The sequence below is a fragment of the Mycobacterium alsense genome (genome assembly GCF_002086635.1).
Lineage (GTDB): Bacteria > Actinomycetota > Actinomycetes > Mycobacteriales > Mycobacteriaceae > Mycobacterium > Mycobacterium alsense.
The window spans coordinates 15,521-30,212 of sequence record NZ_MVHD01000047.1 but is presented as its reverse complement, the minus strand read 5'-3'; the positions used below and the strand labels follow the sequence as shown (position 1 = coordinate 30,212).

The following is a 14,692-nucleotide window of genomic DNA, read 5'->3' as shown; positions in this document are numbered from 1 at the left end:
GCCCTGACGCTTCGTCATGGGCACCGTAATTGCCGTCGTACCGGCGGCGGGGTCGGGCGAGCGCCTGGCCGCGGGCATTCCCAAGGCATTCTGTGAGCTGGACGGCCGCACCCTGCTCGAGCGCGCCGTCGCCGGCCTGCTCGACTCCGGGGTGGTCGACCGCGTCGTGGTCGCCGTGCCGGCCGACCGCGTCGACCAGGCCGTCCAGATCCTGGGCGAGCGGGTGGCCCGCACGGGCGTCGTGGCCGGCGGGGCCGACCGAACGGAATCGGTGCGGCTGGCCCTTTCCCTCGTGCCCGAGTCGGCGGAGTTCGTGCTGGTGCACGACGCCGCCCGCGCGCTTGCGCCGCCGGGCCTGATCGCGCGAGTGGTCGGCGCGCTGCGCTCCGGACACCGCGCCGTCGTGCCCGCGCTGCCGCCGTCTGACACCATCAAGGCCGTGGACGCCAACGGGGTGGTGCTGGGCACACCCGAGCGGGCGGGCCTGCGCGCCGTGCAGACGCCCCAGGGCTTCGCCGCCGATCTGTTGGTGAGCGCTTACCGGCGCGCGGGGAGCGCCGACTTCACCGACGACGCGTCGCTCGTGGAGCACATGGGCGCTCAGGTGCAGGTGGTCGACGGCGACCCGCTCGCGTTCAAGATCACCACCGGCCTGGACCTGCTGTTGGCCGAGACGGTGGTGCGCCGGTGACCGGGCTGGGTCCCCTGCCGAGGGTCGGTGTGGCCACCGACGTGCACCCCATCGAGGCCGGCCGGCCGTGCTGGCTGCTGGGGCTGCTGTTCACCGGCGCCGACGGCTGCGCCGGCCACTCCGACGGCGACGTGGGCGCGCACGCGCTGTGCGACGCGCTGCTGTCGGCGGCCGGGCTGGGCGACATCGGCGCGGTGTTCGGGGTCGACGACCCGCGCTGGGAGGGCGTCCGCGGCGCGGACATGCTGCGTCACGTCGTCGACCTGCTGTCCGGGCAGGGCTACCGGGTCGGCAACGCCGCCGTGCAGGTGATCGGCAACCGCCCGAAGATCGCGCCGCGCCGCGACGAGGCGCAGCGGCTGCTGTCGGGGCTGCTGGACGCGCCGGTCTCGGTGTCGGCGACGACGACCGACGGACTGGGCCTGACCGGGCGGGGCGAGGGTTTGGCCGCGATCGCCACCGCGATGATAGTCCCCACCGGCTGAGCCGGGCGCGGCGAACTACCAGGTAAGCTGGCACGTCGTGACCGATCGCGCCCGCTTGCGGCTCCACGACACGGCAACCGGTGCCGTGCGTGACTTCGTTCCGCTGCGGGACGGCCACGTCTCCATTTACCTGTGTGGCGCCACCGTTCAGGGCGAGCCCCACATCGGCCACGTTCGCAGCGGGGTCGCGTTCGACATCCTGCGCCGCTGGCTGATCGCCCGCGGCTACGACGTCGCGTTCATCCGCAACGTGACCGACATCGACGACAAGATTCTCAACAAGGCCGCCGCGGCGGGGCGGCCGTGGTGGGAATGGGCGGCCACCTACGAGCGCGCCTTCACCGCCGCCTACGACGCGCTGGACGTCATGCCGCCGTCGGCGGAGCCGCGCGCCACCGGACACATCACCCAGATCGTCGAGCTGATCCAGCGGCTGATCGACACCGGCCACGCGTACACCGGCTGCGGCGACGTCTACTTCGACGTGCTCAGCTACCCCGGGTACGGCGCGCTGTCCGGGCACAAGATCGACGACGTCCACCAGGGCGAGGGCGTGGCCACCGGCAAGCGCGACCAGCGCGACTTCACGCTGTGGAAGGGAGCCAAGCCCGGCGAGCCCTCCTGGCCGACGCCGTGGGGCCGGGGCCGCCCGGGCTGGCATTCGGAGTGCGTGGCGATGGCGCGCGAGTACCTGGGACCCGAATTCGACATCCACTGCGGCGGCATGGATTTGGTCTTCCCGCATCACGAGAACGAGATCGCCCAGAGCCGCGCCTCCGGCGACGCGTTCGCCCGCTACTGGCTGCACAACGGCTGGGTGACCATGGGCGGCGAGAAGATGAGCAAATCGCTGGGCAACGTGCTGGCCATACCGGCGATGCTGCAGCGGGTGCGTCCCGCCGAACTGCGCTACTACCTGGGCAGCGCCCACTACCGGTCGATGCTGGAATACTCCGAGGCCGCGCTGCAGGACGCGGTGAAAGCCTATGTGGGCGTGGAGGAATTCCTGCACCGCGTCCGCAGCCGCGTCGGCGCCGTCGAACCGGGCGAGTGGACGCCGAAGTTCGCCGCGGCGCTCGACGACGACCTGGCGGTGCCGATCGCGCTGGCCGAGGTGCACCACGCCCGCGCCGAGGGGAACCGGGCGCTCGACGCCGGCGACCACGAGGGCGCGCTGGAGCACGCCCGCTCGATCCGCGCGATGATGGGCATCCTGGGCTGCGATCCCCTCGACGAGCGCTGGGAATCCCGCGACGAGACGTCGGCCGCCCTGGCCGCCGTCGACGTGCTGGTGGCGGCCGAGATCGAAAAGCGGGAAGAGGCGCGCCGGCAACGCAATTGGGCCCTGGCCGACGAGATTCGCGATCGGCTCAAGAACGCGGGCATCGAGGTCACCGACACCGCCGACGGGCCGCAGTGGACGTTGGGCGGAGACGGCAAGTAGATGGCCGGTAACTCGCGGCGCCGCGGGGCGGTACGCAAAGCCGGCACCAAGAAGGGCGCGGTCGTCGGCTCGGGCGGCCAGCGCCGCCGCGGGCTGGAGGGACGCGGCCCCACCCCGCCGGCCCACATGCGGCCCAATCACCCCGCCGCCAAGCGGGCCCGGTCGCAGTCGCGCCGGCCCGCCAGGCACACCGACGAGGCCGAGACGGTGCTGGGCCGCAACCCGGTGCTGGAATGCCTGCGCGCCGGCGTCCCGGCCACCGCGCTCTACGTCGCCCTGGGCGCCGAGGCCGACGAGCGGTTCACCGAATCCGTCGCCCGCGCGGCCGATTCGGGCATCGCGATCCTGGAGGTGCCGCGCGCCGACCTGGACCGGATGACCGCCAACCATCTGCACCAGGGCATCGCGCTGCAGGTGCCGCCGTACGTCTATGCCCACCCCGACGACCTGCTGGCGACCGCCGCGGGTTCGCCCCCGGCGCTGCTGGTCGCGCTGGACAACATCTCCGACCCCCGCAACCTCGGCGCCATCGTGCGATCGGTCGCCGCATTCGGCGGCCACGGCGTGCTGATCCCGCAGCGCCGTTCGGCGTCGGTGACGGCGGTGGCCTGGCGCACCAGCGCCGGCGCGGCGGCACGCGTGCCGGTCGCCCGGGCCACCAATCTCACCAGGGCGCTGAAGGATTGGGCCGGGGCCGGGCTGCGCGTCGTGGGGCTGGACGCCGGGGGCGACACCGCCCTCGACGACCTGGATGGCACCGACCCGCTGGTGGTGGTCGTCGGCTCGGAGGGCAAGGGCCTGTCCCGGTTGGTGCGGCAAACCTGCGACGAGGTGGTTTCGATCCCGATGGCGGGCAACACCGAATCGCTGAACGCCTCGGTCGCCGCCGGGGTGGTGCTCGCCGAGATCGCGCGCCAGCGCAGGGGCTGACCTCCGTGCTCGCGCGCATCGCCGCCGCGCTGGCCTGTCTCCTGCTGGTGGCGCCGTTGCCGACGGCGTCGCCGCAAGCGCCCGAGTTCGACCTGCAGGCCCATCGCGGCGGGCGCGGCGAGACCACCGAGCAGTCGCTGCGTGGCTTCGCCAAGTCGCTCGAAATCGGGGTCAGCACGCTCGAACTCGACGTCGTCATCACCGGCGATGGCCAGCCCCTGGTGTGGCACGACGCGACGATCAGCGGGGACAAGTGCGCCGACACCGGGCCGGCCTTCGCCGGCGACCCCTCCTATCCCTACGTCGGTAAGCCGGTGCACGAGCTCACCGTGGCGCAGATCGAGACCCTGGATTGCGGGCGGCGGCTCGCCGAGTTTCCCGAGGCGGAGGTGGTGCGGGGCAACAGGATAGCGACGCTGCCGCAGGTCTTCGCGCTCGCCGATTCCTATCACGCCGACGTCCGCTACAACATCGAAACCAAGGTGGAGGCGGGCCGCCCCGGCGCGTCGGCGGAGCCGCGGGAATTCGTCGACGTGATACTGGCCGCGGTCCGGGCGGCCGGCAAGACCGACCGCGTGGGAATCCAGAGCTTCGACTGGCGAACCCTGCCCCTGGTGCGAGCGGCCGAGCCGTCGATCCCGCTGGCGGCCCTCTACGACGACGCGACCTGGCCGCCCGGTTCCGGCGACCCGGTGATCGCGGCGCTGCTCGTCGGCGCCAACGTGATCTCGCCCGGGTACCCACTGGTCACCGGAAGGCCCTACGTCGACACCGCGCATGCGTTGGGGCTCAAGGTCATCCCGTGGACGGTCAACGACGCCGACGCCATGCGCCGGCAGATCGGTTACGGCGTCGACGGCATCATCACCGACTACCCGGCCCGGCTGCGCGGCGTGCTGGCCGAGCTCGGCATGCCGCTGCCGCCGGCCCACCACCGCGCCTAGTCAAGGCATCGCCTCGGCCAGCTCGATATGTCTCTCGAAGCCAAGCGTTTTCGCCATGCCGCGGTAGCGATCCCGGAAGTCTGCGTAAGCCGCAGCGTCGCCGCGGGCCCGTGCCAGCAGGGCACGTAGCCGAAGCACGATGACGTCGCGCGGAACGAACTCCTCTTCGGTCGGTGCCGTCGCCAACCGCACGATTGCGGCCTCGGCCTCGGTCACGTCGCCGCTGGCAACGCGGTCCAGCAGTGTCTCGACCAGGATGTCCGTGACGACGACGCCCCACGTCAGTAGCCGGCCCTTGCGGAGCACATGGTCGAGGGCTACCCGCATGAGCGCGATCGCGCCATCGCGATCTCCGTGGCGGGCCCTCTCGCGCGCCAACAGCGCGTCGACGAGCGGCAAATCGGACAGGTGGTGACTCTGGCGCAAAAAGACTTCCCGCACGGCCGCCAGGAGGCTCCTTCCGCGGTCACGTTCGGCCGGTGCCGGGCGGTAGACGAGCGCACCGCCAAGCGTCACGTGGGCGTGGGCCAAAGCGAAATCGTCACCGGATCGTTCGGCGGTGTGCAGGGCATGCTCGATCTCGCGGATCGCGGAATCATCGGGTTTCAGCACGCCGCACGGTATCGCCACGGCGTAGGCGTAGGTGACGGCGCCCGCGTAGGTGAGCGGATCCGACGCGCGCGCCATGGCGATGCCGTCCTGCAGGTCGTCCCGCCATCCGGGACGGCCGAGGCAATATCGGCCAATGCCTCGCGTGATCATCGCGAGCGCCAGCGGACACCCGAAGATGAAGTTGCCCTTGGCCGGGTCACCGTCGGCCAGGTCGATGACCCGCTGCGACCACCGGAGCAATTCATACCGCTCGGCACTTTCCATCTTGGCGTAGATCGGCGCGTAGGACAGCCCCACCACCACGGCCGGGTCGCCAAGCGATTCGTTCAGGGCCCAGGCCTCGGACGCCAACCGCGAGGCCTCGCTCACCTGGCCCTGGTACGCGCTGTCCATCACGCGCCCCGCCATGGCTATGGCCAGCGACGCCTTGTCGCCGGCGGCGGTGCACAACTCGCTCAGCTCGTCGAGGCGTTCATCGGCCACATCGGTGTGAAGTCGCCAGGCCGTGCCACACAGCATGGTGCGCGGGGCGATCCGCATGGCCGGCCGGTCGGGATCATCAGCGGGTAGGGCATCCGCGATTCTGGTGGCGCGCTCCCAACCGAGTCGCGCGGCATTGATGTCGCGGTTGGTCGCCCACGATGCCGCGCGCATGTGCCACCCGTAGGCCGCGTGCAGATCGCCGGCGGCCTCGAGATGTTCGGCGATCAGCGCGGCGTTCTGCTCGCTCGATTCCGGTTCACGGGCTTCGAGCGCGGTGGCCAGGCGGCGATGCAGCAGTGCGCGATCGGCTCTCAGTTGCGATTCGTAGGCCACCGTGCGGATCAGCGGGTGCCGAAACGCGTATTCGACCTGCGGGGTGAACTGCACTTGGTCGATGAGGTCCGTGGCGATCAGTTCGTCGTGCACCGGATCGACTTCGAGTTTGGCCAGCAGCCCGGCGCTGAACCTGGCCCCGATCACCGCCGCGGCGGCAAGCGTGCGTTTGGCGGCGGGGCCGAGTCGGTCGATGCGGGCGGCGATGGTCGCCTGCAGCGTGGCCGGCACGCTGATCTCGGCCACGTCGGCCCCGCGGGCATAGCTACCGCGCTGGCCGACCAGCACGCCGCGTTCGGCGAGGTCGCGGGTGATCTCCTCGGCGAAAAACGGGTTGCCGGCCGCGCGCCCGGCGATCGTCTCGCCGATCTCGCCGACGGATGGATCGCGGCCCAACAGCTCGGTGACCAGCGTGGCGGTGTCGGCATCGCTCAGCGGTGGCAGGGCAACGGTCTGCGCCCCGGCGACGTGCGCCAGGGCCCCGCGGTATTCGGGGCGATAGGTGATCAGCACCAGCGAAAGGGTTTGGGGGATCACCGTGAGAAAGTCGGCGATCATGGATTCGCTGACCTCGTCGATCCAGTGCGCGTCCTCCACGACGAACACGGCCGGTTCGGCGCGGGCCAGCTGAGCGGAGTTGAGCAAGGCCGTCAAACGGCGTCGCCGCGCATCGGGGTCGATCTTGGGCAGCTCGAGCCCGGGATCGGCGATGCCCACCAAGTCATCAAGCAGCCGCAAATCCAGCGGATCGGCATCCGGAAATTGCGCGCGCACCTGTGCTCGCGCGGTCTGGTCGTCCAGACCGCTGAGCCGCCCCGTCGCACGCAGCAGCCGCGCCACCGCGTGAAACGGGACGTCGGTGGCGTGCGATTCGCAAAAGGTGGAAAAGACTTCGATGCCACGGCTTTTCGCGAGCCGGGTGGCTTCGGACACCAGCCGGGTCTTGCCGATGCCCGCAGGACCGACCACGTTCACCACACACCCGCGGCCGGCCGCCGCGCGATCCAGCATCGTGGCCAGCGTGGTCAATTCCCAGTCGCGGCCCACCAGCGCCGCCTCCGAGACACCGGTTCTTTGGGCGGTGACGCCCAGTAGCCGCCGCGCGGGCACCGGGTCGGCAAACCCTTTGATACGCACCAGCTCTGGTTCGGCGAGCAGCACGGCACCCTCGACCAGCCGCGCGGTGGGCTCGCTGAGCATCACCCCGCCGCTCGGAGCGACCGATTCCATCCGCTGGGCCATCCCCACCTGCTCGCCGACTGCCGTGTAGCCCATCGCGGCCGAACCGACCTCACCCGCAATCACCTGGCCGGAGTTCAGGCCTATCCGCAGCTGCAGGTCGACGGGGTCGCGGCGGCGCACCTCCGCCGCGAGCCCGGCAACCGCCTCTTGAATGCCGAGGGCCGCCATGCACGCTCGGACACCGTGGTCCTCCAAGGCAACCGGCGCTCCGAACACCGCCATGATCCCGTCGCCGGTGAACTTGTCCACGGTGCCGCCGTAGCGCTGCACGGTCGCCGCCGCGCGCCTGACGAGTTCGGTCATGATCTCGCGCAACCGTTCCGGACCCACCGCGGCGGCGATGTCCATCGATCCCACCACGTCGGCGAACAGCACGGTGACCTGCTTGTACTCGGCAGGTGCTGCCGGCGCGGCGGTCGGCGAGCCGCACTCGTCGCAGAACTTCGCGGTGGGCCGCAATTCCGCGGCGCACCGCACACAGGCCAACGCGGCCGTCATGCGCCCAACAATAAGGCGCTCACCAGCTCAAGATGACGCTATCGGCCGCATCCGTCGGGGGCGTCGAGTGCGCCGTCTTGCGCAACGCCGGCCGCTCGGTCGCACCGCCCGATCGCGCCGGCCGCCTACGGTCGCCCGCCCGGGCGGCGCGCCACATGATGCCCGGGCGCAGCAGCCGGCTCGGAGGGTCGACGAGCGAGGTCACCTTGACGAACTGGTCCACCGCGGCGGCGTCGTATTCGGCGGCGGCGAGCACCCGGTCGACGTACCGGTTGAGCAGCCGCTCGGGCAGCGTTGGCGCGCCGTCGGTTTCGGGCAGGGCCCGGTCCGGGGTAGCTGACAGCTGCCACGCCTGACGGATCGGTCGCGCCGCGGCGCGGAAGAACCGCCGCGCCAAATCCTCGGTGCCACCGAACAGGCAGTCGCGCAGCGCCGCGGCCTCGAGCGCGGCCACCGTCATGCCCTGGCCGTAGATCGGGTTGAAGCTGCAGATCGCGTCGCCGACCACCAGCAGGCCGTCGGGGAAGCGGCGCATCTTGTCGTAGCGGCGCCATTGGCTCGACGGCATGCGGTGCCGCGCCGGCTCCCCGATGGGCCGGGCCTCCCTGACCGCCGCGAGCATGTGGGCCGGTGCGCAGTCCTCGACGAACTCGCACATGCCCGGAAAGTCTTGGGGCGGTTCGCAACCCGCGATGCCCATCACGGTGAACACCCAGGTGTCGTTCTCGCAGTGCAACATGCCGAACCCGCGTGGCCGGCCCGGCACCACCCCAACGACGAAACCGAGCTCGCGCAGCGCGTCCGGCGTCATGCTCAGCACCTGGCTGATGTAGGTCACGTGCACCGCGACGCGGTCCTCGGGCGGGCGGCCGTAGCCCAGGCTGTCCAGCCAGAAGGGGGTGCGGCCCCCGCGCCCCGTGGCGTCGACGACCAAATCGGCGCTCAGCGTGGAGTCTTCGCCACTGCGGCGGTCGACCACCCGCGCTCCGGTGACGCGGCGCCGGTCGCGGGTCGAGGTCACAGACGTCAGGGCCACGACGTCGTGCTCGCCGAGCAGCGTGACGTTGGGGATGTCGCGCACTCGCCGGCGGACGTGATCCTCCAGGAACGGCCGGGTCACCAGGTAGGCGGTGATCGAGGGCGCGCTGCCGCTGCGCACCATGGGGTGTCCGCCGAGGTTGTAGTACCACTGCGACAGATCCTGGCCGTCGAAGTACTGGGCGCCGTCCATCACCAATTGGTCGAGGATGCCGGGGAGCAGCTCCTCGATCACCTGAGCGCCGCGGGCCAGCAGGCCGTGCAGGTGGCGGCCCTGGGGCACGCCGCGGCGGGCGGTGTCGGACACGGGCAGGGGGTCGCGCTCCACCACCGTCACCGTGTCGAAGAAGTCGGCGAGCGTCCGCGCGGCCAGCAGCCCGGCCATGCTCGCCCCCAACACCACCGCGTGACCTCCGATCCGGGGGTTCGGGTCGGGAATCGAGTCGGGCATACCCACCGCCTTTCGCCGTGTCGCCGGTTGGCAAAAACCATGCTCACGGCGCGGCGCGGGCGCCGATAGCGTAGTCGGGTACGCGACCGTGGCGCGCGGCCTCGGCAAAGGTTTGCGGCGGGCTCTGCGAAACACCGGCATCGCGGGCCGGCGGGCGCCCGCGCACCGCTATAGTCACGGCGTGATCAGCGGCGAGCTGCTGACGGGGCGTGACAGCGAATTGGGCACCATTCGCCGCGCCCTCGGCGGTTCTGGCAATCACTCGGGCGTGGTCATCGCGGGCCCGGCGGGGGTGGGCAAGACCTGGCTGGCCCGCGAAGTGCTGCGGCGCGCCGAGGCGTCGGGGGAGCGCACGAAATGGATCGTCGGCACCGAGTCGGCGCGAGCGCTGCCGCTCGGGGCGTTCATCGGCCTGCTGGGCGACGCCATGTCGGACCCGCTGACCAACGTGCGGCGCGTGATCGAGTCGTTCGTCGCGCGGCAGCGCCGGGGCCGCGTCGTGGTGGGTGTCGACGACGCCCACCTGCTGGATGGGTTGTCGGCCCTCGTCATTCACCAGCTGGCGCAGTCCGGCGGGGCACGGCTGGTGGTCACCGTCCGCACGGGCCGCGAGGAGCCCGACGCGGTGACGGCCTTGTGGAAGGACGGGCTGCTGCCTCGCCTGGACCTCGAGCCGCTGTCGGCCGCGGCGACCCGCGAGGTCATCGAGTCCACGCTGGGCGGGCCGGTGGACGCGCGCAGCGCGAACCGATTCCGGCGCCTCACGGGCGGAAACACGTTGTTTTTGCGGCAGTTGCTCACCGACCAGATGGCGGCCGGCCGGATGCGGCGAGTGGCCGGGGTCTGGGTGTGGGACGGGGACGTCGCGGTGTCGGCGACCCTGTCCGACACGGTCGCACGCCAGATGGGTCGGCTCACCCCGGGGGCGGCGCTGGTGGTCGACACGCTGTCGCAGTGCGAACCGCTGCCCGTCGCGGTGCTACGCGATCTGGTCGGCCGCGAGGACCTGGCGGCCGCCGAAGAAGTCGGCCTGGTGAACGTCGAACGCACCCCCGGTGGGCTGACGGCCAGGCTGGCGCACCCGCTGTTCGGCGAGCTTCGCCGCGCCGCGGCCGGCGAGATGTATCTGTCGGCGATCCGGGGCCGGTTGGCGACGCGCCTGGCGCAAACCGGTGATGCCGACATGCAGGCCACCGTGCGCCGGGCGCTGCTGCGCCTCGAGTCGGACCTCGATCCCGACCCCGAGCTGTACCTGCAATCCGCGCGGCACGCGATGACGCTGCTGGATCTCGACCTGGCCGACCGGTTCGCCAACGCCGCGGCGCAAGCGGGGGCCCCGGGCGCCGCCGGCGTGCGGGCGATGAACCTGGTACTGCGGGGACGCGGCGAGCAGGCCGAGGAGGCGCTGCGCGACATGGCCGGCGGCCGCGGTCCGGGGTCCGCGCCCGACGCGCACCACTGGGCTACCGTGCGGGCGGCCAACCTGATGTGGATGTTGGGCAATCCGGGCGAGGCCGCACGGATCCTCGACGGCCTCGCCGCCGCGCACGAGACGCCCGGACAGGCGGCGGAGCGTCTTGCGGTGCAGGCGTGCCTGGACGCGGTGTCGGCGCGCTGCGAGATTGCAGCCGAAAGAGCAAGCGCCGCTTTGGGATCGGGCGAGCTGGGCGATTTCCACGCGATGATGGCCTCGCTCGCGTCGATCATGGCCATGGGCGCGCTCGGGACCGTCGATCGACTGGCCGACGTGGCCGCGGAGGCGCTGCGCCGAGCGACGACATCGTTTCAGGCGTCCCACATGCGGTTCTGGTTCGGCGCCGTGTACGGGCGAGCGTGTCGGCTGACCGGTCGCATCGACGAATTCGTCAGCGTGGCAGATCAATTGGCCGAATCGGCCCGCGACGTTCCGGGCCTGGCCTATGCGAACCTGGCCCTGCTGCTGGGCAACGCCGCACTGGCGCGGGGCGCCGTCGGCGACGCGGTCCGGCTGGTGCACGAAGCCCTCGCCGGGGTGCAAATGCATTCCATCACAACGGGTTTGCGGCCAGCGAGCTACTTCGCGCTGGCCGAGGCGCACGCCAAGCTCGGGCAGCCCACCGAAGCCAACGACGCGGTGGCGGGCGCGCGGGCCTGCGTGCCGCCCGACTTTTTGTTCATGGACACCGGCTTGGCGCTGGCCCGCGGGTGGGCGGCCGCGGCGAGCGGCTCGTTGGGCGAGGCGGTCGCGATCGCGCGGGAGGCGGCGGGGCTCGCGCGCGACCGCGGCCAGCCTACCCACGAATTGGCCTGCATCCAGGCCGCCGCGCAATGGGGCGACGCCTCGGACGCGGCGCGGGCCCGGGAGCTGGCCGGCGCGTTGTCGCTGCCGGTGGCCGACGCGGTCGCCCGGCACGCCGAGGCCCTTGTGGCCGGAGACGGCGAGGGCCTGCTGGCCGCGGCGGCGGCGTACCGGGGCATCGGTGATCGGGTCGCGGCCGCGGACGCGGCGGCGCAGGCCTCCGTCGCGTTCGACGAACACCAGCAGCACAAGCGCGGCCTGTACGCCGGGGCGCTGGCCCGGGAGCTGGCCGACGAGTGTGGTGGCCTGCAGACGCCCGCGCTGCGGACCCCGGCGGGCCTCAAGTTGTCGGGCCGCCAGCGCGCCGTCATCGAACTCGTCGTGGCGGGCCTGTCCAACCGGCAGATCGCCGAAAAGCTGGTGATGTCGGTGCGCACCGTCGAGGGCCACGTCTATCGGGCCTGCCAGCGGGTCGGGGCGCAGTCGCGCGAGGAACTGGCGTCGATCGTCCGCGCCGGACCCGGCGCGCCAAGCTGACGGAACCCGGCCTGCGGCCAATTCGAGTAGCCGACTACTCGTGCGCACCGGCGCGATCCGGCCATACCGTGCCTGCGACAAAAGGAGTTGGCATGGTCGAGATGCTGGAGCAATCCGAGGTCAGGGCGCGCCCGTTGTCGCCGAAGAATCCGCTTCCCTATTGGCACCAGGTCAAGGCGGTGCGGTCCTACATCGACGGTCTGCAGACGTTGTTGGACGCCGGCGGACCCATCACGCGGGTCGTGCTCGGACCCAAGTGGCTGCTGCCGAACGTCGTGCTGATCGCCAGCCCGCAGGGTGCCCGGGACCTGTTGGGCCGCACCGACGAGATCGCCGACCGGGGCCGCACCCGCACCATGGTCGAGATGCGGGCGCTGATGGGCGGCAACCTCCTCGACCTTCCGCACGCGCGCTGGCTGCCGCGGCGACGGGCGCTGCAGCCGGTGTTCACTAAGCGCCACGTGCCGCGCTACTCCGGACACATGGCCGCGGCGGCGCAGTCGGTCGCCGACGGCTGGCGCGACGGCGCGGTGGTCGACCTCGACACGGAGTGCCGCCGGTTGACGCTGCGCGCGCTGGGGCGCTCGGTGCTCGGGCTGGACCTCGACGAGCGCGCCGACGAGATCGGGCGGGCCCTGCGGGCGTCGCTGGAGTGGGTGGCCGACCGCGCGGCGCGGCCGCTGAACCCCCCGCGGTGGCTGCCCACCAGAAGCCAGCGCATCGCGCGGCGGGCCAACGACACCCTGCACCGGCTGGCGGCCGAGATCCTGCGCGCGGTGCGCGCCGACCCCGGCCGCGATGCCCCCTTGGTGCGCGCCCTCATCCAGGCGATCGACGAGGAGACCGGCAAGCCGCTGACCGACGACGAGATCTGTCACGAGCTGGTGCTGTTCATGCTCGCGGGCCACGACACCACCTCGACCACGCTGACCTACGCACTGTGGGCGCTGGGGCATCATCCCGACCTACAGGATCGCGTCCGTAACGAGGTCGCCGCGCTGGGCGAGCGCGCGCTGACCCCGGAGGACGTGCCCGGGCTCGACGTCACGGTGCGGGTGTTGCACGAGGCGCTGCGGTTGTGTCCGCCCGCCGCGGGGACGATGCGCGCGCCCACCCGCGACATCGTGGTGGATGGCCACCTGGTCGAGGCCGAAACCATGGCCCTCGTGAGTTTCTATGCGCTGCACCGCGATCCGGCGCTGTGGGAGGATCCGCTGCGCTTCGACCCCGACCGGTTCCTCCCGGAGCGGTCGAAGGGCCGCAGCCGTTGGCAGTACCTGCCGTTCGGCGGCGGGCCGCGCTCCTGCATCGGCGACCACTTCGCGATGCTGGAGGCCACGCTGGCGCTGGCCACCGTCGTGCGCGCCGCCGAGGTCGAGTCTCTCGACGAAAATTTCCCGCTGGCAACGCCGTTCACCGTGGTCGCCGCCGCACCCATCCGCGCCCGCATCCGCACGGCGAGCGGGTAGCGCCCCGCGGCACTCAGCCGCCGAGGACCCGCATGGACGCCCACAGCGCGACCACCGCCACCACCAGCGCCACCGGCACGGTGCACAGGCCGAGGCGGGTGTACTCGCCGATGCCCGCGTCGAGGCGATGCTGGCGAAGCACGCGCCGCCACAACAGGTTCGACAGCGAACCCACGTAGGTCAGGTTGGGGCCGATGTTCACCCCGATCAGGACCGACAGGACGGCCACCGCACCGCCGGGCGCGACCAGCGGCAGCAGCACCAGCGTGGCGGGCAGGTTGTTGACGATGTTGGCCAGCACGGCGGCGATCGCGGCGATGGCGAGCAGCGCGGCCAGCCCCGAGCCGGATGGCAGCACGGCCGACATCGCGCGGTCCGCGCCGTTGAGCATCACCGCGCGCACCACGATGCCCAGCGCCAGCACGAACACCAGGAACGACACGTGCGCCGAGCGCGCGATGTCGGCGACCGAGGTGTGCCCCCGGCTCAGGCTGCGCACCGCGAGCACCGAGGCGCCGGCGAGCGCCACCCAGGCCGGGGCGACCCCCACCGACTGGCCGACCGCGAAACCGGCGAGCGTCAGGCCGACGACGACCAACACGAACACCGGTGGGCGCGGCGCCGGACCGGCTTTCGTCGGGTCGGGCTGCACGCGCAGATCGTCGGCGAAAAACCACCGGAACACCACGTACACCGTCGCCACCGCTCCCAGCCAGGGCAGCGCCATCGCCAGCGTGAACTTGACGAACGAGATCTTGGCGGTGTGGAACGCCAGCAGGTTGGTCAGGTTGGACACCGGCAGCAGCAGCGACGCACCGTTGGCCAGATGGGCGGTGGCGTAGGCGTACGGCCGCACCGGCGTGCGCCGGCGGCGGACGGCGGCCAGCACCACCGGGGTCAGCAACACCACCGCGGCGTCCAGGCTCAACACGGCGGTGATCAGCGCGGCGATGACGAACACCCGCCGCAAGAGGCGGCCCGACCCGGCCCCGCCCCGAGCGATCACCGCTCCCGCCGCCTCGAACAGGCCCTCGTCGTCGCACAGCTTGGCCAGCACCAGCACGGCGCCGAGGAACGCGACCACCCTCGACAGGTCGGTGACCTCCGCGACCGCCTGGCGCAGCGGAATCGCGCCGACCACGACCAGGATGAGCGCGGCGGGCACCGCCGCGACCGCCTCCGCCCGGCCGCGGGGGCGCGCGACCGCGAAGGCGAGCACGGCAGCAAGCAGGAGCAGCGCCACGGTCAGTGCCATGC

General features: G+C 72.0%; 10 protein-coding genes. 7 read left to right on the top strand and 3 right to left on the bottom strand.

Annotated features, from left to right (window positions below; genetic code table 11):
• The first annotated feature begins 16 nt into the window (after window positions 1-16).
• Genes ispD through BST11_RS21135 form a run of 5 tightly spaced genes read left to right on the top strand, consistent with a single transcriptional unit; the run spans window position 17 to window position 4,494 of the window.
• Entirely contained in the window at window positions 17-691 is a 675-nt protein-coding gene (gene ispD, locus BST11_RS21155) for a 2-C-methyl-D-erythritol 4-phosphate cytidylyltransferase (RefSeq protein ID WP_083139970.1), read from the top strand.
• Window positions 692-696: 5 nt separating this feature from the next.
• On the top strand, window positions 697-1,176 hold the full coding sequence (gene ispF, locus BST11_RS21150; protein WP_142276479.1) for a 2-C-methyl-D-erythritol 2,4-cyclodiphosphate synthase: 480 nt from the start codon (window positions 697-699) through the stop codon (window positions 1,174-1,176).
• Between the two features lie 37 nt (window positions 1,177-1,213).
• Window positions 1,214-2,620, top strand: coding sequence for a cysteine--tRNA ligase (cysS, locus tag BST11_RS21145; protein ID WP_083139968.1), 1,407 nt, complete (start codon window positions 1,214-1,216; stop codon window positions 2,618-2,620).
• Window positions 2,621-3,550 (top strand): 23S rRNA (guanosine(2251)-2'-O)-methyltransferase RlmB, encoded by a 930-nt coding sequence (gene rlmB, locus BST11_RS21140; protein ID WP_083139967.1) that lies wholly within the window; start codon window positions 2,621-2,623, stop codon window positions 3,548-3,550. It abuts the gene before it with no gap.
• A gap of 5 nt (window positions 3,551-3,555) precedes the next feature.
• Window positions 3,556-4,494, top strand: a complete 939-nt coding sequence (locus tag BST11_RS21135; protein ID WP_083139966.1) for a glycerophosphodiester phosphodiesterase — start codon at window positions 3,556-3,558, stop codon at window positions 4,492-4,494.
• Here BST11_RS21135 and BST11_RS21130 read toward each other — a convergent pair whose 3' ends face one another.
• Window positions 4,495-7,662, bottom strand: a complete 3,168-nt coding sequence (locus BST11_RS21130; protein WP_083139965.1) for an AAA family ATPase — start codon at window positions 7,660-7,662, stop codon at window positions 4,495-4,497.
• A 19-nt stretch (window positions 7,663-7,681) separates the two neighbouring features.
• Window positions 7,682-9,151: an FAD-dependent oxidoreductase gene (locus BST11_RS21125; RefSeq protein ID WP_083139964.1), complete on the bottom strand. Its 1,470-nt coding sequence runs from the start codon at window positions 9,149-9,151 to the stop codon at window positions 7,682-7,684.
• Between the two features lie 181 nt (window positions 9,152-9,332).
• Here BST11_RS21125 and BST11_RS21120 point away from each other — a divergent pair, with 181 nt between their 5' ends.
• Together BST11_RS21120 and BST11_RS21115 are read left to right on the top strand one after the other, a co-directional pair.
• A complete protein-coding gene (locus BST11_RS21120; protein WP_083139984.1) occupies window positions 9,333-11,966 on the top strand; it encodes a LuxR C-terminal-related transcriptional regulator in 2,634 nt (877 codons plus the stop codon).
• A gap of 92 nt (window positions 11,967-12,058) precedes the next feature.
• The gene (locus tag BST11_RS21115) at window positions 12,059-13,435 is read left to right on the top strand and encodes a cytochrome P450 (RefSeq protein ID WP_083139963.1); all 1,377 of its coding nucleotides are present in this window, start codon (window positions 12,059-12,061) and stop codon (window positions 13,433-13,435) included.
• 13 nt (window positions 13,436-13,448) lie between these two features.
• On the opposite strand, the gene BST11_RS21110 is transcribed toward BST11_RS21115, so the two are convergent.
• Window positions 13,449-14,690 carry an SLC13 family permease gene (locus BST11_RS21110; protein WP_083139962.1) on the bottom strand — a complete coding sequence of 414 codons (1,242 nt, stop codon included), beginning with the start codon at window positions 14,688-14,690 and terminating at the stop codon, window positions 13,449-13,451.
• Window positions 14,691-14,692: the final 2 nt, after the last annotated feature.